This is a genomic window from Thauera butanivorans, from assembly GCF_048398245.1.
GTDB classification, from domain to species: Bacteria; Pseudomonadota; Gammaproteobacteria; order Burkholderiales; family Rhodocyclaceae; genus Thauera; species Thauera butanivorans.
Genome location: NZ_CP183038.1, coordinates 3,569,270 through 3,586,374, shown reverse-complemented (window position 1 = coordinate 3,586,374; position 17,105 = coordinate 3,569,270). Strand labels below are relative to the sequence as shown.

The 17,105-nt window shown below is 64.7% G+C and carries 18 protein-coding genes; 8 read left to right on the top strand and 10 right to left on the bottom strand.

Features of this window, described 5'->3' with window-relative positions:
* Positions 1–5 precede the first annotated feature (5 nt).
* The gene (locus ACNQFN_RS17405; protein ID WP_418647087.1) at positions 6–1,223 is read right to left on the bottom strand and encodes an ABC transporter permease; all 1,218 of its coding nucleotides are present in this window, start codon (positions 1,221–1,223) and stop codon (positions 6–8) included.
* A gap of 85 nt (positions 1,224–1,308) precedes the next feature.
* Between ACNQFN_RS17405 and ACNQFN_RS17400 the strand changes: the two genes are divergently transcribed.
* From ACNQFN_RS17400 to ACNQFN_RS17390, 3 genes are all read left to right on the top strand, one after another.
* Entirely contained in the window at positions 1,309–2,187 is an 879-nt protein-coding gene (locus ACNQFN_RS17400) for a ThiF family adenylyltransferase (protein ID WP_418647086.1), read from the top strand.
* A 1-nt stretch (position 2,188) separates the two neighbouring features.
* Positions 2,189–3,247, top strand: coding sequence for a nitroreductase family protein (locus tag ACNQFN_RS17395; RefSeq protein WP_418647085.1), 1,059 nt, complete (start codon positions 2,189–2,191; stop codon positions 3,245–3,247).
* Between the two features lie 265 nt (positions 3,248–3,512).
* Positions 3,513–4,319 carry a PEP-CTERM sorting domain-containing protein gene (locus tag ACNQFN_RS17390; RefSeq protein ID WP_418647084.1) on the top strand — a complete coding sequence of 269 codons (807 nt, stop codon included), beginning with the start codon at positions 3,513–3,515 and terminating at the stop codon, positions 4,317–4,319.
* A 182-nt stretch (positions 4,320–4,501) separates the two neighbouring features.
* Here ACNQFN_RS17390 and ACNQFN_RS17385 read toward each other — a convergent pair whose 3' ends face one another.
* The 8 genes from ACNQFN_RS17385 to rplU all read right to left on the bottom strand — a co-directional run bounded on the left by ACNQFN_RS17385 (position 4,502) and on the right by rplU (position 11,343).
* A complete protein-coding gene (locus tag ACNQFN_RS17385) occupies positions 4,502–4,897 on the bottom strand; it encodes a DUF2721 domain-containing protein (RefSeq protein ID WP_418647083.1) in 396 nt (131 codons plus the stop codon).
* Positions 4,894–5,067, bottom strand: a complete 174-nt coding sequence (locus ACNQFN_RS17380) for a hypothetical protein (RefSeq protein ID WP_418647082.1) — start codon at positions 5,065–5,067, stop codon at positions 4,894–4,896. The genes ACNQFN_RS17385 and ACNQFN_RS17380 overlap by 4 nt, the downstream gene beginning before the upstream one ends.
* Positions 5,068–5,099: 32 nt before the next feature.
* On the bottom strand, positions 5,100–6,245 hold the full coding sequence (locus ACNQFN_RS17375; RefSeq protein WP_418647081.1) for an SDR family oxidoreductase: 1,146 nt from the start codon (positions 6,243–6,245) through the stop codon (positions 5,100–5,102).
* On the bottom strand, positions 6,242–8,119 hold the full coding sequence (locus tag ACNQFN_RS17370; protein WP_418647080.1) for an AMP-dependent synthetase/ligase: 1,878 nt from the start codon (positions 8,117–8,119) through the stop codon (positions 6,242–6,244). Before ACNQFN_RS17370 ends, ACNQFN_RS17375 begins: the two co-directional genes overlap by 4 nt.
* Before the next feature lie 185 nt (positions 8,120–8,304).
* Positions 8,305–9,420, bottom strand: coding sequence for a glutamate 5-kinase (gene proB, locus ACNQFN_RS17365; protein ID WP_418647079.1), 1,116 nt, complete (start codon positions 9,418–9,420; stop codon positions 8,305–8,307).
* A gap of 68 nt (positions 9,421–9,488) precedes the next feature.
* On the bottom strand, positions 9,489–10,664 hold the full coding sequence (gene cgtA, locus ACNQFN_RS17360) for an Obg family GTPase CgtA (RefSeq protein ID WP_418647078.1): 1,176 nt from the start codon (positions 10,662–10,664) through the stop codon (positions 9,489–9,491).
* Positions 10,665–10,747: 83 nt separating this feature from the next.
* Positions 10,748–11,011, bottom strand: a complete 264-nt coding sequence (gene rpmA / locus ACNQFN_RS17355; RefSeq protein WP_068637127.1) for a 50S ribosomal protein L27 — start codon at positions 11,009–11,011, stop codon at positions 10,748–10,750.
* Between the two features lie 20 nt (positions 11,012–11,031).
* Positions 11,032–11,343 carry a 50S ribosomal protein L21 gene (gene rplU, locus ACNQFN_RS17350; protein ID WP_068637126.1) on the bottom strand — a complete coding sequence of 104 codons (312 nt, stop codon included), beginning with the start codon at positions 11,341–11,343 and terminating at the stop codon, positions 11,032–11,034.
* A gap of 205 nt (positions 11,344–11,548) precedes the next feature.
* On the opposite strand from rplU, the gene ACNQFN_RS17345 reads away from it, so the two are divergent.
* From ACNQFN_RS17345 to ACNQFN_RS17325, 5 genes are all read left to right on the top strand, one after another.
* Positions 11,549–12,313, top strand: coding sequence for a PP2C family protein-serine/threonine phosphatase (locus ACNQFN_RS17345; protein ID WP_418647077.1), 765 nt, complete (start codon positions 11,549–11,551; stop codon positions 12,311–12,313).
* A gap of 188 nt (positions 12,314–12,501) precedes the next feature.
* Positions 12,502–13,626 (top strand): NAD(P) transhydrogenase subunit alpha, encoded by a 1,125-nt coding sequence (locus ACNQFN_RS17340; RefSeq protein WP_418647076.1) that lies wholly within the window; start codon positions 12,502–12,504, stop codon positions 13,624–13,626.
* Between the two features lie 10 nt (positions 13,627–13,636).
* The gene (locus tag ACNQFN_RS17335) at positions 13,637–13,939 is read left to right on the top strand and encodes an NAD(P) transhydrogenase subunit alpha (RefSeq protein ID WP_068637123.1); all 303 of its coding nucleotides are present in this window, start codon (positions 13,637–13,639) and stop codon (positions 13,937–13,939) included.
* The gene (locus tag ACNQFN_RS17330; RefSeq protein ID WP_418647075.1) at positions 13,940–15,319 is read left to right on the top strand and encodes an NAD(P)(+) transhydrogenase (Re/Si-specific) subunit beta; all 1,380 of its coding nucleotides are present in this window, start codon (positions 13,940–13,942) and stop codon (positions 15,317–15,319) included.
* A 100-nt stretch (positions 15,320–15,419) separates the two neighbouring features.
* On the top strand, positions 15,420–15,740 hold the full coding sequence (locus tag ACNQFN_RS17325) for a hypothetical protein (RefSeq protein ID WP_418647074.1): 321 nt from the start codon (positions 15,420–15,422) through the stop codon (positions 15,738–15,740).
* A 25-nt stretch (positions 15,741–15,765) separates the two neighbouring features.
* Here ACNQFN_RS17325 and ACNQFN_RS17320 read toward each other — a convergent pair whose 3' ends face one another.
* Positions 15,766–17,061 (bottom strand): EAL domain-containing protein, encoded by a 1,296-nt coding sequence (locus ACNQFN_RS17320; protein WP_418647073.1) that lies wholly within the window; start codon positions 17,059–17,061, stop codon positions 15,766–15,768.
* Positions 17,062–17,105 lie beyond the last annotated feature (44 nt).

Sequence of the window (17,105 nt, the reverse complement as noted above, 5' to 3'; positions counted from 1 at the left end):
GGCTTTTACCGCTGGTGGCGCAGCGCGTCGACAATGTTCATGCGCGACGCTTTCCAGGCCGGAAACAGGCTGGCGAGCAAGGTCGTGAAGAAGGCGAGCATGAAGGCCTCGAGCGCCAGGGCAGGAGAGATCGCGATTTCTCCCGTATAGCCCCGTGCCATCCCGGGAGGCGGAGGCATGGGGATGCCGATTGCCGAGATCAACTGGGCCAGCAACTGGCCGAGCAGGATGCCGACCACGCCGCTGACAAGGCCGAGCAGGATGCCTTCGGTCACGAAGAGCTTGAGAATTTCGTGCCGGCGCACCCCCAGCGCCATCGAGGTGCCAATTTCTCCGGTGCGTTCGACGACGGTCATCGACAGGGTATTCGAAATGCTGAGGATGACGATCAGTGCGATCAGCAACTGGACGACGCCGACCTGACGCGAGAACAGTTCGACAGTCTTGTTGTAGAAGTCGGCCAGGTCGGACCAGGGGATGATCTCGAATCCGGCCGTCGGCAATTGCTCGCGCAACGCGGCCACGACCTTGTCGGTGTCGCCGGTCTCGTTCAGCAGCACGACCCAGCTTGTCGCGCCCTCCACGCGCATCAGCTTGCGCGCGACATCGATCGGCGCCCGCAGCACGGTATCGTCGTAGGCCTTGGTGATCGTGGCGAAGAGGCCTGCGACGGTGAGCTCGACGGCATTGATGCCACCGCTGGCCGTGGTGGCCAGCAGGACCACGCGGTCCCCTGGAGAGGCATCGAGGTTGGCGGCCAGGCCCTCGCCCAGCAATACGGAGTCGGGCGGACTTTCGGTCAGATCCTTGCCGGCGACGATCGTGATCGCGCGCGCGATGGGCTGTTCCTGTTCCGGCGAGATACCTTCGCCGACGAAGGAGACCGTGGCTTCGTCCTTGCTGAGCAGGCCGCTGAAGGCCAGCCGTGGCGTCACCGTGCGGGCCTGCTGCCCGACGATGCCGGCGACGGGAGACGTATCGGCTGGCAGCAGGTACTGGTATGGATCTCCCAGTCCTTCACGCAAGTATCCTGGCCGGGTCACCTGGACATGCCCCAACTGAGAATGAATGGTCGCCTCCCGCATGTCCTGGAAAATCCAGTTGATGAAGCCGCTAGCGAGCAGAAACGCCACGACTCCACCCGCCACGATGGTCAGGGCCAGCAAGGCGCGCCGCCGTTGCCGAAGCAGGTTCCGTGCGGAAAGGGTCAGGGTGTGGCTCATGCCGCGGAGGCTCATTGGGGGTTCGCGTATCAGGGTTCTCTCTCTATGATAGCGGCCGAACCAGCAGAAACTGAAGGGGAAAGGGGTGACAGAGGACTTCGACTACACCGCCGCGTTTTCGCGGAACATCGGCTGGGTGACGTCCGAAGAGCAGGCTGCTTTGCGTGGCAAGCGCATCGCCATCGCCGGTATGGGAGGGGTTGGTGGAGTCCATCTGCTCACTCTGGCGCGTCTGGGTATCGGGCGTTTCAACATTTCCGATTTCGATGATTTCGACATAGTCAATTTCAATCGCCAGGCTGGCGCGGTAGTGGGTTCGCTGGGGCAGCCCAAGGTGGACGTGCTGGCAAAAATGGCGGCGGAAATCAATCCGACGGTGGAGGTCAGGACATTTCCGCAGGGGGTCTCGGACGACAACCTCGACGACTTTCTCTCGGGCGTCGATCTCTACGTCGATGGCCTGGATTTTTTCTCGTTCAAAGCCCGCTGCTCGACCTTCGCGGCCTGCCATCGCCTGGGGATTCCCGCCGTGACCGCTGCTCCCCTGGGGATGGGAACTGCTGTGTTGGTATTTCTGCCGGGGCAGATGTCGTTCGAGGAGTATTTCTGCCTGGAAGGATGCGACGAAGAGGAAATGGCTGTTCGCTTCCTGCTCGGTTTGTCGCCTGCCATGCTGCAGCGAAGCTATCTGGCGGATCCATCCCGGGTGAATCTGACCGAGCGCCGCGGCCCCTCCACCATCATGGCGTGCCAGCTGTGCGCGGGTGTCGCGGCAACGGAGGCAGCCAAGATACTGCTGGGGCGAGGGGAGGTGATTGCCGCACCGCGCGGATATCAGTTCGATGCCTATCGTAACCGGTTCGTGCGGACATGGCGGCCTGGTGGCAACCGTAATCCCCTGCAGCGGCTCGGGTTGATGATTGCACGTTGGCAACTGAGCCGAATGAAATCCACGGGAGCATGAAGTGAGTAATCGCGAAACACTGTTGGAAATCCTGAATCTCGCCCGCTGGGCGCCCAGCGGCGACAACACCCAGCCCTGGAAATTCGAAATACTTGCCGACGATCATGTCGCCGTGCACGGCCATGACACCCGGGACTGGTGCCTCTATGACATGGACGGGAGGGCGAGTCAGATGGCGCATGGCGCCTTGCTCGAAACCCTGAGGATTGCCGCGACCCGATTCGGCTTGCGTGCAGAATGGAACTGGCGGGCCGAAACCCCCGAGCATGCGCCGATCTATGACGTAAAGCTGGTGCCTGAAGCCGATCTCGCGGTCGATCCGTTGCATCCCTTCATCACCACACGCACGGTGCAGCGCAGGATGATGCGCCGCACGCCATTGGCGCCGTCTGCCGCGAAGGCGCTGCGTCTTGCGCCGGGAGATGGCTACTCGGTCAGACTCGTCGAGCCTGTCGGAGAGCGGTTGAAAATAGCAGGCCTGCTGTGGACGAGCGCCCGTGTCCGCCTGACATGTCCCGAAGCCTTTGAAGTGCACCGGGAGATCATCGAGTGGGGCGCCACGTTCAGCAAGGACCGCATTCCCGAACGAGCAGTCGGCGTCGATCCGCTCACCGCCCGTTTGATGCAGTGGGCGATGAAAAGCTGGGCACGTGTCGATGCGCTGAACCGCTATGCCTTCGGTACGGTTGCGCCGCGAGTGATGCTCGATTTTCTGCCGGCCTGGGCCTGCGCCGCGCACGTGCTTGTCGAGCGAGACGTTTTTCCGGCAAGTTTGCCCGAGTTCGTGGATGCGGGACGGGCGATGCAGCGGGTATGGCTAACGGCAGCGGCCCAAGGCTTGCATCTCCAGCCGCAGATGACGCCACTGATTTTCGGTTGGTATGCACAGGCTGAACAGCCGGTTTCGGCCGACGAGCATGTCAATGCGGCGATGCATGAAGTGGGTACGCAGGTCGACCGGATGCTCGGTAATAAGGGGGTGTTTTTCTGTCGGGTCGGGGAGTCCGCCGTTCCGGTGTCGAGGTCGATCCGCAAGGAGCTGGCGGAGTTGATGGTTTAGCGGCCTTTGAACCAGGCCGTATTGGCTGGAGCGAGAGAGTATGTTCCCGCTCGCTTGAGGATGACGGTGTCGATTTTTTTTACATGCCGGGCTATGTGTGGGTGGTCTGCTTTCTCGGGTATGGGTTCTACTTCTTTAATTTCATGGGCTTATGGTTTTGATCGGTGACTGGCACACTACATGCTTAAGTCTCCGTGCGGCATCTGCCAAATTGAACTGCTCTCGGCGAGAGCGTGTTTTACTCAAGAAAACCTAGGAGATGGTCATGAAATTCAAGCAAATTGCTCTTGCCATTGCAGCGGTTGGTGCCACTGTCGCCGCTAGCGGTGCAGCCCAGGCTGCCGTCGTTCTCGATGGCTGGGCGCTCGAGACGACGAACGGTATTACCTCGAACATCGGGCGACTGAATCTGGTGTCCGGTACTGCCACAGTGGAGCAGGAAACGGATGCCGCCGGCAACGTGTTTGTTGGGGCACTCTTCCGGGAACAGGGCTCCATCTATTCGGTCACCTATACGGCCGAAAACACGGTCGGCGCTGGCGATACAGGCGCGCCGTCGCCCCTGCATGCGATGCTCACGATCAGCTTCAGCAATGTGGGTGGTCAAGTGACTGCCTTGAACTCCGGTGGCGGCTTCGCGTACTCGTTCACCAGCGGCGATTTCACGATTCAAGCTGTTGGCGGCGGTAGCGCCTCTGGCAGCATCATCGGGATCGGCGGTAATGCAGCCAGCACTGCCGTCATTGGCGGAACCAATGGTGACTCCACGCTGCTGGCCCAGATCCTGAGCACTGCTGGCATCATGAATTTTTATGATAACGGGGGTGGATTGTTGAACCCCGGTTTTGCCACTGGTGAGTATCTGTTCGAAGCTGTGACGAACAACAACGTAACGGACAGCTTTGGGCTGAGTGAGTGCTCGTTCAAGGCTGGCGCGACCTGCTCGCTGTTCAGCGTTGCATCTGCAGGCGATGCCTATATCGTGCAGCAGGTTCCGGAGCCCGCTGTGCTGGGCCTGCTCGGCCTTGGTTTGATTGGCTTGGGCGCTAGCATGCGTCGCCGTAAGGCATGATATCTCTTACGGACCAGCTCGAAGTGGTTCGCTGTTAGGGGCTGTAATCGAGTGACCGTTCAAACCCCCGTCCAATGTTCGTGTTGGACGGGGGTTTCGTTTTAGAAGCGCTGATAAATGATCAAACAGGCCTCCATGGCCGAGGTGGCCTGAATCAGCACTTTGAATCAGCAGGTGGGTGGTCAACTGAACAGCCGAGCGCCACCAGGAAGGACAGCACGCCCATCAGGAAGCACACCATTACCACCAGTTGCCACTGTGTTTCCCATGCCTGCCCAAGGAGCAGGGGCGCGGTGGTGATGCCGATGCAAAAGCCGCACAGCGCCAGACAGCCGATGGAAAAGTTCGCGATATGCCCCCTTGCGCAGGATCGTCAGCTCCACCAGCAAGCGCTTGGTGAGTTCCTGATCGGCGCTGGTTCGCACACGCTCGTCCAGCACGCGGGCTCGGTCGATGATGCGGGCCAGCCGCCCGGCCACGGCTCCGATCATGCCGGCCACCGCCGTCAGAAAGGACACGGGTGTCACCGCCAACTGGACGCTGTGGGTGACCGAGGCGGCATCGACGGGCAGGCTCATGGCAACAGCGGTGACGATAGGAATGCACGCATGGTACGCAAAAGCCCCCGGCGCTGGATATGTTCGGAGGCGATGGCGTCTCGATCGGTTTGCTGCGCCAGCGCTTCCGGGATTCGGCGCATGGGTTTCGCTGCCGCCGGCTGCTCGCCGCGGTCATCATCGATGTCCATCCAGCGTGCCGGACAGAGGAGCCGTAACGACCCTACGGCTTGCGGCTCCTGGGTGCTGCAATCCTGCCCAGGTAGTAGTCGAGTGCGCGCCGGGCGTATTCGTCCGCTCTTTCGGGCAGAGGTACGTTGCGTACCTTGAGCCAGCTCATATAGACGTCGTTGCCGAATGCCTGATGGTCCGAAAGATAGTCCATGTACATCGGAAAGGTCGCCAGCAGGCGTTTTTGCGGCGCGGGGAGAAACGGGCGCAGCAGGCGGGGCAGGGCGGCAAACCATGCACGCGGAATGCTCCTGCCGCGTGGGAGCTCCTGGCCGCGCTCCTGCAGGATCTGGCGCACGAGCATGACCAGCGCTGCAATGCGCGGGGAGCGTTCGGGGCCTGAGCACAGGTTCAGGATGTGTCCCCGGGGCGATCGCCCCTGGCTCGATGCCACGATGGCCGCCGCGACATGGTCGACCGGAATGATGTCGAGCTTCGCGTCGCCGAAATCCGGCAGCAGGCCGGATGTCTTGCGTCCCGACAGGATTTCGCAGATGTAGTAGAAGATCTGGAAGTGGATGATGCGGCCGTCGCGTGAGTCGCCGATCACCATGCTGGGCCGATGGACCGTGATCGGCAGTCCTTCTTTCTCGATGGCCGCGCGGACCAGGGTTTCGGCTTCGGCCTTGGATCGTTCGTAGGTGTTGTGGAAGGCACGGGCTTCGTCGATCCAGGTTTCGGGCAGGATGCCCGGCCGTTTGCCGGCGATGCCGACCGTGCTGACGAACTCCATCTTCTGCAGGGTATTCCGTCTGGCCAGGGTGCGTGCGAGTCCGAGCATGACTTCGGCGGAGCCGACTGCCGAGCGCCGGGCGTGGTCCAGTGGGTCGTTCATCCTGACGCTGGCGGCCGAATGGACGAGGTGGGTGGTGTCGTCGCACAGGCGGGCATAGGTGGTTTCGTCCAGACCGAGCTTCGGTAGCGTGGCGTCGCCGCGCAGTGCCTCCACGCGCTGGCGGGTTTCGTCGCCGGGTGGGAGTTGCCAGAAGTCGTGGAGCGCCTCGAGCCGCTGGGCGAGATGTTCGTCCGATTCGGCGCGCAGCAGGATGCGGATGCGGGTGTCCCGGTTCTGCAGCAGCATGGGCACGATGGTGCTGCCGACGGCGCCGGATGCGCCGGTGATGAAATAAGTGTTCATGGCGCGATGACGACGATGGGGGGAGAGTCGGGGCCGTGGTCCGGCGTGGCTTCGATGCGGCGGTAGGCTTCTTCGATGCTGCCGGTGAAACGCAACTCCACGACTTTTCGGCGCAGCTTGAGATTTGCCGTGAGCTCGCCGTTCTCGATGCTCAGCGGTGTCGATGTGACGATGACGGCGGCCGGACGCTGGTGGCCGGGAAGCGGCGCACAGGCGGTCTGGATGTCGCCGGCGATCTGCTCCGGGGGCGGGGCAGACGGTGCTCCGGCGCCGCTTGGCTTCCCTTGTGCGAGGGTGATGACGACGACCGGGAAGGGGTGGCCCTTGCCGGTGACGATGGCATGCTCGACGTACTCCAGGCGCTTGATCTCCGCCTCGATCGGGTGAGGTGTGACGCGGCGTCCGGTCGATGTCTTGAAGATTTCGCTCTTGCGGCCGAGCAGCCAGAGGTATCCGTCTTCGTCCAGGCGGGCATAGTCTCCGGTATGGAGGAAACCATCCTTGCTCATCTTGAGCGACACTGCCTGCGTGCAGGGTTCGTATCGGCTGCAGACGCCAGGGCCGCGCACGAGCAGTTCGCCGTCTTCGGCGATGCGCACCTCGTTCGAGGGGTGGGGGCGGCCGACGCTGCCTGGCCGCGAGGCTTCGAGCGTGTTGAAGGCGATGGGGACGATGTCCTCGCTGACGCCGTAGGCTTCGAGAATCGGCCAGCCGAGTGCGCCGAAGCGTTCGATCAGCCAGATGGGGAGGGGCGCCGAGCCGCTGACCAGGAAGCGTAGTTTGCTGCCCATCACGCGTCTCAGGGGGGTCAGGGCCCGCTTGGTGAACGGATGGAGCAGGCGGAGGTGCAGCGGCGCTTCGGTACCGAGGCTGCGGGCCTTGGCGATCCGTTCTTCGATGGACCAGGCGGCGCGCAGCCCCACCCGGACGGGAGCGGGCTGCGCGTCGATGCGCTCGAGCATGCCGGCATGGAGTTTCTCGAAGAACCTCGGCACCGCCACGAAGAGGCTGGGCTGTATTTCCGGCAGCCGTTGCACGATCTGTTCGGGCCGCTCGACGAAATGCGTCTCGGCGCCGAAAAGGATGGCGCACAGATTGAGAACGCGCTGGAACATGCTCGATGGCGGGAGCCAGCAGACCATGCGATCGCCGACGCCTATCGACGGGAAGCCGTCGCAGGTGACGCGGCAGGCCAGCAGGATCTGGGCATGGGTGTAGGCGATGCCCTTGGGTTCGCCGGTGCTGCCCGAGGTGAAGATGATGGTTGCGACATCCGTCGGCAGTGGGGGGGCGGGTGCCGGCGCGGGGTGCGATGCATGGAGCGGACCGAGCGCATGCGTGCCCGGAGGGGCATCCGGTGCTGCGATGACCCGTATGGCGAAGCCCGGGTAGAGTGCGTCGAGCCTGTCGAGTTGGGCCGCATCGGCTGTGATGACGATGCGGGGCCGGGCGATCGCCAGGATGTGTCCGAGGTTGCGTGAGGTGTCGTGAGCGTCGAGCCCGATGATGGCCGCACCGAGTCCCAGTATTGCCAGATGGACGAGCTCCCATTCCGGGGTGGTGGGCAGCATGACGGCGGCGCGGTCGCCTCGCCCGATGCCCAGATGCTGAAAGCCGCCCTGCAGGGCTCGCACTCTTGCCTGGATGTCTGCCCAGGTGAATGTCGTGGATGCGCTGCCGGTGCGATGGACGTAGCCGATCGCGGACGGGTTCGATCCTGCCCGTGCGTCGAGCAGGGCCGGTAGCGTCTGGACTTGCCGAAGCTGGGTGTGGGCACCGTCGGGGGCGCTGATCGCTCCGTCCGGCTGGCGATGGTGTTGCGTGGTTCCAGGGTTCGAAACCTGGGCTTCGAAGTTGGTTGACGTCCTCTGCATTGCTCTCTCGCTGGCGCTTGTCCACGCGCACGCCGGAGCGTTTGCGCGATATCCGGCCAGGGCGTGCCGATGTGCTCCCCGAGCCAAAGGGAATATTAGCTGACGAGACGCTATTCAGGGAGGATATCCCGTGCGAAAGTGAGCCCGGCGGGTTCGCCGGGCCCGGTGGGCCGCGCGCGGGGCTTTCAGCGGCCGACCATGTTGTCCCGGTGGATCAGCTCGGGTTCGTCGACGTAGCCCAGCAGCTTCTCGATTTCGGCGCTCGGCTTGCGGGCGATCCTGCGGCATTCGGCGGCGCTGTAGTTCACCAGGCCGCGTGCGATTTCCTCGCCGGCGGCGCTGCGGCAGGCCACGGCGGCGCCGCGGACGAAATCGCCGCGTACCGCGATGACGCCCACCGGCAGCAGGCTGCGGCCACTCCGGAGCGCGGCGATGGCACCGTCGTCGATGATCAGGTCGCCGGCCAGTTGCAGGTGGTCGGCCAGCCATTGCTTGCGGGCCTGCAGCGGGGTGCTGCTGGCGTAGAGCAGGGTGCCGACGGCTTCGCCCGCGCCCAGGCGCAGCAGCGGGTCGTGCTCGCGTCCGCTGGCGATGCAGGTGTGGGCGCCGCTGCGGGCGGCGCGCTGGGCGGCACGGATCTTGGTGATCATGCCGCCCTTGCTGATGCCGCTGCCGGCGCCGCCGGCCATGGCTTCGTACTGGCGGTCTTCGGCGCGTCCTTCCGAGATCAGCGTGGCGTCGGTGTCGCGGCGCGGGTCGGCGGTGTACAGGCCTTGCTGGTCGGTCAGGATGATCAGCGCGTCGGCTTCGATCAGGTTGGCGACCAGGGCGCCGAGGGTGTCGTTGTCGCCGAACTTGATCTCGTCGGTGACGACGGTGTCGTTCTCGTTGATGATCGGCACGACGCCGAGTTCGAGCAGCGTGGTCAGCGTGCTGCGGGCGTTGAGATAGCGGGTGCGGTCGGTGAGGTCTTCGTGCGTCAGCAGGATCTGCGCCGTCTGCAGGCCGTGGCGCGAGAAGGCTTCTTCGTAGGCTTCGACCAGCCCCATCTGGCCGACGGCGGCGGCGGCCTGGAGTTTGCTGATTTCGTGCGGCCGCTTGTTCCAGCCCAGCCGCTGGATGCCGGCGGCGATGGAGCCGGAGGAGACGAGCAGGACTTCGCGCCCCTGGGCACGCAATGCGGCGATCTGCCGCGCCCAGTCGTCGAGTGCGGTCTTGTCGAGACCGGCGCCATTGTTGGTGACGAGGGCGCTGCCGACCTTCACCACCAGGCGGCGGGCGTTGCGGATCTTGGTTCTCATGGTGTCGCGGCGGAAGGAAAAAGGTCGGCGGGAAAGATCGGCAGAACGATGGGATGGGTGGAATGCGGTCAGCGCGCAGCGCCGTCGATGGGGCCGCCCTCTTCACCCTCATCTTCACCATCCAGGCTCTCGGCGGCATAGGCTGCATCGGCAGCGGCGCGCTGGGCATCGAGCGCGGCCAGGCGTTCGGCTTCGGCCGCCTGGCGTTCGGCGCGTTCGGCCTCGATGCGGGCACGTTCGGCGTCGAGGAAATCCTGCAGCGCAAAGATCAGCGCCTGCGTGCCTTCGCTCTTGAGCGCCGAAATCTCGAAATGGCGTTCGACCGGACCGTAGGCCTCGAGGAAGGTAGCGATGCGTTCGGCGCGTTCTTCTTCCGTAACCAGGTCGAGCTTGTTCAGCACCAGCCAGCGCGGCTTGGCATGCAGCGCGTCGTCGTACTTGCGCAGCTCTTCGACGATGGCCTTGGCGTCGGCGGCAGGATCGGCTTCGGGGTCGAAGGGTGCGAGGTCGACCAGGTGCAGCAGCACATGGGTGCGCTGCAGGTGGCGCAGGAACTGGTGGCCCAGGCCGGCACCTTCGGCAGCGCCTTCGATCAGGCCGGGAATGTCGGCGATGACGAAGCTGCGGTTCTCGGCGGTGCGCACCACGCCCAGGTTGGGCGCCAGCGTCGTGAAGGGGTAGTCGGCCACCTTGGGCTTGGCCGCCGACACGCTGCGGATGAAGGTGGATTTGCCGGCATTGGGCATGCCGAGCAGGCCGACGTCGGCCAGCACCTTGAGCTCGAGATGCAGGCTGAAGCGTTCGCCTTCCTGGCCCATGGTCTTCTTGCGCGGCGCGCGGTTGACGCTGGACTTGAAGTGGATGTTGCCCAGGCCGCCGCGGCCGCCGCGGGCGATCAGCACTTTCTTGCCGTCTTCGTCGAGGTCGGCGATCAGTTCCTCGGTCTCGAGGTTGCGGATCACGGTGCCGACCGGAAAGCGCAGCGTGATGTCGTCGCCGCCCTTGCCGTAGCAGTCGCGGCTGCCGCCGTTTTCGCCGCGCTGGGCGCGGAAGCTGCGGGTGTAGCGGTAGTCGATCAGGGTGTTGAGGTTGCGGTCGGCCACCGCATAGACGCTGCCGCCGCGTCCGCCGTCGCCGCCGCTGGGGCCGCCCTTGGGAATGAACTTCTCGCGGCGGAAGGTGGCGGCGCCGTTGCCGCCGTCGCCGGCGAAGACTTCGATGCGGGCTTCGTCAAAAAACTTCATGCCTGATCAACCTTGATCCAAAAATGAAAAAGCCCTACCGCAAGGATAGGGCTTCGATGCTGCAAGGCGCGTGCTGCCGTCGATCAGGCCGCTTCGGGCACGATGATCACGGTGCGGCGCTTGGACGGCCCCTTGACCGCGAACTGGACGGTGCCGTTCTTCAGCGCGAACAGGGTGTGGTCCTTGCCGATGCCGACGTTGTCGCCCGGGTGGTATTCGGTGCCGCGCTGGCGAACGATGATGTTGCCGGCGAGCACGAACTGGCCACCGTAGCGCTTCACGCCGAGGCGTTTCGATTCCGAGTCGCGACCGTTACGCGAACTGCCGCCAGCTTTTTTGTGTGCCATGTCGGATTACCTCCTGCGCCTTAGGCCGAGATCGCTTCGATGCGAAGCTCGGTGTAGTTCTGACGATGCCCCTGATGCTTCTGGTAGTGCTTGCGACGGCGCATCTTGAAGATTTTGATCTTGTCGTGACGGCCGTGCGAAACCACGGTCGCCTTGACGGAAGCCCCGGCCACCACCGGCGTGCCGATCTTCACGGACTCGCCTTCGCCGACCATGAAAACCTGGTCGAGGGTGATTTCGGAACCCACGTCGGCCGGTATCTGTTCTACCTTGATCTTTTCGCCAGCGGCAACGCGATACTGCTTGCCACCGGTTTTTATCACCGCGTACATGGTGCTGCTCCAGTTGATGGGTTTGCAAAGAATCGCGCATTCTGGCTTTTCGGGCGGGAAAAGTCAATGCCAATCAGCGCCGTACGTGCCAGCGTGATCTTTGTCACGCAGCATGCGCCGGCAATGGCCGTTTCCGGCAGAAGTGCCGCGCGGCGGTGATAAAGCGGTTGCTATGATCAGCGTCTCTTCCGCAAGCATGCCCGCAATGCCCTTCTCCGCCGAAACCTGTGTCGCCATGCATATCGGCGACCGCCTGGAACAGCAGGACCGCGTCGGCCTTTTCGCGCATCCGAAGCGGCCGGGCATCATGTTGGCGGTGCTGGCCGATGGCATGGGCGGGCACAGCGGAGGCGCGGTGGCCGCCGAACAGGTGATCATGCGCGCCCGGCAGAACCTCGAAACCTACGCGCCGCTGCACGAGACGCCGCGGGATCTGCTGGCGAGCGTGATCGACGAAGCGCATACCGTCATCAAGCTCACCCGCTTCACCAGCGAAAAGGACCCGCACAGCACCGCCGTCGCATTCCTGCTGCAGCAGGGCAAGGCCTACTGGGCGCATTGTGGCGATTCGAGGCTTTACTGGTTCCGCGGTACCGACACGGCGTCGCGCAGCCGCGACCATTCGCTGGTTGCCGAGTTGATGCGCAAGGGGCGGCTCGACGAGGCGGGCGCGCTCAGGCATCCGCAACGCAACGTGCTGCTGTCCTGCCTGGGCAGCGAACGCGAGCCGCATATCGAATATGGCGTGGCGGAATCGCCCGATGCCGGGGACAGCTTCCTGCTGTGCTCGGATGGGTTGTGGTCCTACTTCACCGATTTCGAAATGGCTTCGACCATCCAGGCGCATCCGCCCCGGATCGCTGCCGAACGCCTGATCCAGCTGGCGCGGGAGCGTGCCGGCGGCGCGGGCGACAACATCTCCCTGGCCATCGTCAAACTCGTTCCGCCTGCCGCAGACGCTTCGCGGTGAAAGCATGCGGATGAATTCCGCACCGCATTTCCCGTCGACTTCGGGTTCACCCTTGTTGCTGTGGTGCAGCAAATCCGTCTAATGTCCGGGGTTCGCCGGTGTTGCAACGAAAGGTTGCAGGACAAGGATAACGACGGGTGAGCCCGGCGGAATGTGCAATGTGGTCAAACAACAGGGAGGATCGGCCTATGCCTCTGACGATCGGAGTGCTAGCGGAGACCGCTGCGGGCGAACGACGCTTGTCTGTCGTGCCGGACGTGGTCAAGAGATACCTGAGCCAGGGCGCCCAGGTAGTGTTGCAGAAAGGGGCGGGGGTGCCTGCGCATTTCCCCGATGAAGTCTTCTCCGACGTGAGTTTCGCCGACACTGCGGCCGAAGTCTGCGGGCAGGCCGACGTGGTGTTCTGCGTTCAGCCGCCGAGCGAAGAGACGATCGCGGCGATCAAGCCGGGCAGCGTGCTGCTGGGCCTGCTGCAGCCGTGGTCCAGCGCCGAGCGCGTGCGCCAGCTCCAGGAGAAGCAGATCACCGCATTCGCGCTCGAACTGCTGCCGCGCATCTCGCGTGCGCAGAGCATGGACGTGCTGTCCTCGCAGGGCGCGGTGGCGGGCTACGAATGTGCGCTGATCGCGGCCGACCACAGTCCGAAGTTCTTCCCGATGATGACCTATGCCGCGGGCACGATCCGTCCGGCCAAGGTGCTGGTGATCGGCGCGGGCGTTGCCGGCCTGCAGGCCATCGCCACCGCGCGGCGCATCGGCGCCATGGTCGAGGCCTACGACGTGCGCCCCGAAACGCGCGAGCAGATCGAGTCGCTGGGCGCCAAGTTCGTCGACACCGGCGTGTCGGCGGCGGGCACGGGCGGCTATGCGCGCGAACTGACCGACGAGGAAAAGGCCCGGCAGGCCGAGCGCCTGGCCAAGGCGGTGGCGCAGTGCGACGCGCTGATCACCACCGCGGCCATTCCCGGCAAGCGCGCGCCGCGCATCGTCACCGCCGACATGGTCGCGAGGATGAAGCCGGGCGCGGTGGTCGTCGACATGGCGGCCGAGACCGGCGGCAACGTCGAAGGCACGGTGGCGGGCGAGAAGAGCTGGGTCGGCGACGTGCTCGTCATCGGCCCGGTCAACATCCCCAGCCGCATGCCGGTGCATGCGTCGGAGATGTATGCCAAGAACCTGTTCAACTTCATTTCGCCCTTCATCGAGGACGGCGCGCTGACGCTGGACTGGGAAGACGAGGTGGTGGCCGGCACCTGCCTGACCCATGCGGGCGAAGTGCGCCACGCCGGGGTGAAGCAGATCCTGGGGCTGTAAGGAGACCACGATGGAAGGATACGCAGCACTGTACATTTTCATGCTGGCCGCATTCACCGGTTACGAGGTGATCTCGCGCGTGCCGGTGATCCTGCATACGCCGCTGATGTCGGGCTCGAACTTCGTGCACGGCGTCGTGCTGGTCGGCGCGATGGTCGTGCTCGGCCACGCCGACCCGGAAGAACCGGTGCAACTGGTGATCGGCTTCGTCGCCGTGTTCCTCGGCGCGGCCAACGCGGCCGGCGGCTACGTCGTCACCGAGCGCATGCTGGCGATGTTCAAGGGTGGCAACAAGAAGGAAGGAGGCGCATAAATGGCGAACTGGTTCATTCAGGCGTCCTATTTCATCGTTGCCGTGGTGTTCATCCTCGGCCTGAAGGCGATGAGCTCGCCGGTGACGGCGCGCAAGGGCATCGTGTGGGCGGGCTACGCGATGGTCGCGGCCACCGTCGTCACCTTCTTCACGCCCGATCTGCACAACGTCGGCCTGATGGTGCTGGCCATCGTGTCCGGCGGCGCAGTGGCATGGTGGAGCGGCAAGACGGTCAAGATGACCGACATGCCGCAGATGGTCGCCATCTACAACGGCATGGGCGGGGGCGCGGCGGCGGCGATCGCGGCGCTGGAGTTCGCCCGCGGCGAAATCAACGATCCGGTGGTGGCGACGCTGGCGGTGCTCGGTGCGCTGATCGGCTCGGTGGCCTTCTCCGGTTCGTGCATCGCCTACGCCAAGCTGCAGGGCATCATGAAGAACGCCTTCCGGCTGCCCAACCAGAACCTGGTCAACATCGGCCTGGCCGTGCTGACCGCGGTGCTGGGGCTGGCGATCGTCGTCGCCGATGCGCCGTCCTCGACCCTGATCGTGCTGTTCTTCGTGCTGGCGCTGGCGCTGGGTGCGATCCTGACCAGCCCGATCGGCGGTGCCGACATGCCGGTGGTGATCTCGCTGCTGAACGCCTTCACCGGCCTGGCGGTGGGCTTCGAGGGCTACGTGCTGGGCAATCCGGCGCTGATCGTCGCCGGCATCGTGGTGGGCGCCTCGGGCACGCTGCTGACGCAGCTGATGGCCAAGGCGATGAACCGTCCGATTACCAACGTCATCTTCACCCCGCTCAGCGGCGGCGCGGCCGGTGGCGAGGGTGAGGCGATCGAAGGCACGATGAAGGAGTTCTCCGCGCTCGATGCCGCTTCGGTGATGCGCTACGCCAGCAAGGTCGCCATCGTGCCGGGCTACGGCATGGCGGTGGCCGGCGCGCAGCACAAGGTGTGGGAAATGGCGCAGTTGCTCGAAGAGGGCGGCGTCGAGGTGGTGTTCGCGATCCATCCGGTGGCGGGCCGCATGCCGGGCCACATGAACGTGCTGCTGGCCGAAGCCGGGGTGCCCTACGACAAGATCTTCGACCTCGAAGAGATCAACGCCGACTTCCCGCAGATCGACGTGGCGCTGGTCATCGGTGCCAACGACGTGGTCAATCCGGTCGCCCGCACCGACAAGAGCAGCCCGATCTACGGCATGCCGATCCTGAACGTCGATATGGCGCACAACGTCATCGTCGTCAAGCGCGGCAAGGGCGCGGGCTACTCGGGCATCGAGAACGCGCTGTTCTACAAGGACAACTGCCGCATGCTCTACGGCAGCGCGCAGGAAGCGATCGCCCAGGTCATCACACACGTCAAGGCGCTGGAGTCCTGATCCGGGCGGTTTCCGGCCGGCAGCCGCCGGCCGGCTAAAGCCTGGCTTCATCGGGCCGTAAGCAGGAGAATGTACCCCTGCTTGCGGCCCGATGTCCTTCATGCGTGCATTGCTTTTCCTGAGCCTGTTTTTCGTCCTGCTGCCGGCCGCCGCGCAGCAGCCGGCGGCCGTGGCGAGTGAAGGCGCGCCGGCGTCCGCCGCGGCGAAGCCGGAAGTGCCCGAATGGCGCAAAACCGACGGCTACCGCTTTCCCGCCGTGGCAAAGACGGTCGAGGACATGCAGAACCTCGCTTATGCGATGCAGTTGCGGGAGTTCTGCGCCAATGTGCGCGTGCCGGACGATTTCGTGCGCGAGCGGCTGAACCGCTTCAGTGCCATGACCGGGCGCGACGAAGACTGCCGGACGCTGCTCGACTACTGAATCCCGCTTCGAACGCAGGTCGGTATCAGGCGGAAAAGCGCGAGAATTCGTGGGCCGTCATCGGCTGGCCGAACAAGGGGCCTTGTTGCAGGTGGCAGGCGAGGGCGCTCAGAAAATCGCGCTGGGCGGGCGTTTCCACGCCGCGGGCAAATACTTCGAGCCCCAGCGTGCCTGCAAGGCTCACGATCGCCTCGACGACGGCCTCGCTGTCTTCGCTGTGGCCCACGCCCTGGACGAGCCCGGGCGTCAGCTTGACGGCGTTCAGCGGATAGCGGCGCAGCCGCGGGATCGATGACAGGCCGCGGCCGAAGTCGTCGATGGCAAGGCGGACGCCCATTGCCGACAGCGCTTTCAAGGCGGCCAGCAGGCCCGGGCTCTCGCTTTCGAGCACTTTCTCGTCGAGATCGAGCTCCAGGCGCTCCGGTGGCAGGTCGTTGTCCTCCAGCACCAGCCGTACGCATTCAGCGAAGTCGCCGTGCAGCAATTGCTCGGTGGCGACGTTGACGGTCAGCCGCGCCTTGCGGCCCTTGCCGTTCTGCCACGTCCGGGCGCTGCGGCAGGCCGCATTGAGCGCCCAGTCGCCGAGTCGGGCGATGAGCTGCGGATCGTGGATCGCATTCCTGAAACGTCCGAACGGCAGCTGGCCGAGGGTTGGATGCTGCCAGCGCAGCAGCGCTTCGCCGGCGCACAGGCGTTTGCTTCGGGTGTCGATCAGCGGCTGGAAATTCAGCGTGAACTCGTCCTGGTCGAGCGCTTGCCACAGTCTGGGTTCGAAGCTGCCGGCACTGGCGTCAGGCCATATGGTGGCGTCGAACAGGCTGCCCGGGCGGCTCAGAAGCCGGTGTTCCGGATCGAGATGGGCGGCGAAATGCACGGTCGGGGGCGCAGTGGTGCGCGACGCCGGGCGGGATGATGCGCGCGCGCGCGAGCCGGTGGGGCTGAGCACCAGCGCATGGACGCCGGGGCGCAGCCGGGGTGCGCAGAGCACCTTGAGTTCGCGCGTGCGCCCGTCCGGCAGGGCGAAGCCGACCTGGCTGCGCCGTTCGCCCTGGATCAGGAGCCGGCCGCGCGCTTCGAGAAAACCTTCCTCGTTGGGGAACAGGCTGGCAAGCGGCTGGCCGGCGATTTCCCGGTAGTCACGCTCCAGCAGCTTGCAGGCCGCCGTGTTGGCGTCGAGGATCAACTCGTCGCCGATGATCAGCAGCCCTTCGTCGATCAGCTCGAGCAGGGCCAGGTAGACGCCCGTTTCGGCGCCTTCCGAGAGGTCGGCAACGAAAGGTTCGTGCTGCGGCGAAGAAGACGGGCGTCCGGGAAGATTCACGGGGAACAAGGTCTGAGGTGGTGGTGTGGTGATCTACGGCATCG

Excerpts from the sequence above, each read along its gene's own strand:
- ACNQFN_RS17405 (WP_418647087.1), bottom strand. The coding sequence starts at position 1,223 with ATGAGCCACACCCTGACCCTTTCCGCACGGAACCTGCTTCGGCAACGG.
- ACNQFN_RS17390 (WP_418647084.1), top strand. The coding sequence starts at position 3,513 with ATGAAATTCAAGCAAATTGCTCTTGCCATTGCAGCGGTTGGTGCCACT.
- ACNQFN_RS17385 (WP_418647083.1), bottom strand. The coding sequence starts at position 4,897 with ATGAGCCTGCCCGTCGATGCCGCCTCGGTCACCCACAGCGTCCAGTTG.
- ACNQFN_RS17380 (WP_418647082.1), bottom strand. The coding sequence starts at position 5,067 with ATGGACATCGATGATGACCGCGGCGAGCAGCCGGCGGCAGCGAAACCC.
- ACNQFN_RS17375 (WP_418647081.1), bottom strand. The coding sequence starts at position 6,245 with ATGAACACTTATTTCATCACCGGCGCATCCGGCGCCGTCGGCAGCACC.
- ACNQFN_RS17370 (WP_418647080.1), bottom strand. The coding sequence starts at position 8,119 with ATGCAGAGGACGTCAACCAACTTCGAAGCCCAGGTTTCGAACCCTGGA.
- proB (WP_418647079.1), bottom strand. The coding sequence starts at position 9,420 with ATGAGAACCAAGATCCGCAACGCCCGCCGCCTGGTGGTGAAGGTCGGC.
- cgtA (WP_418647078.1), bottom strand. The coding sequence starts at position 10,664 with ATGAAGTTTTTTGACGAAGCCCGCATCGAAGTCTTCGCCGGCGACGGC.
- rpmA (WP_068637127.1), bottom strand. The coding sequence starts at position 11,011 with ATGGCACACAAAAAAGCTGGCGGCAGTTCGCGTAACGGTCGCGACTCG.
- rplU (WP_068637126.1), bottom strand. The coding sequence starts at position 11,343 with ATGTACGCGGTGATAAAAACCGGTGGCAAGCAGTATCGCGTTGCCGCT.
- ACNQFN_RS17345 (WP_418647077.1), top strand. The coding sequence starts at position 11,549 with ATGCCCTTCTCCGCCGAAACCTGTGTCGCCATGCATATCGGCGACCGC.
- ACNQFN_RS17340 (WP_418647076.1), top strand. The coding sequence starts at position 12,502 with ATGCCTCTGACGATCGGAGTGCTAGCGGAGACCGCTGCGGGCGAACGA.
- ACNQFN_RS17335 (WP_068637123.1), top strand. The coding sequence starts at position 13,637 with ATGGAAGGATACGCAGCACTGTACATTTTCATGCTGGCCGCATTCACC.
- ACNQFN_RS17330 (WP_418647075.1), top strand. The coding sequence starts at position 13,940 with ATGGCGAACTGGTTCATTCAGGCGTCCTATTTCATCGTTGCCGTGGTG.
- ACNQFN_RS17325 (WP_418647074.1), top strand. The coding sequence starts at position 15,420 with ATGCGTGCATTGCTTTTCCTGAGCCTGTTTTTCGTCCTGCTGCCGGCC.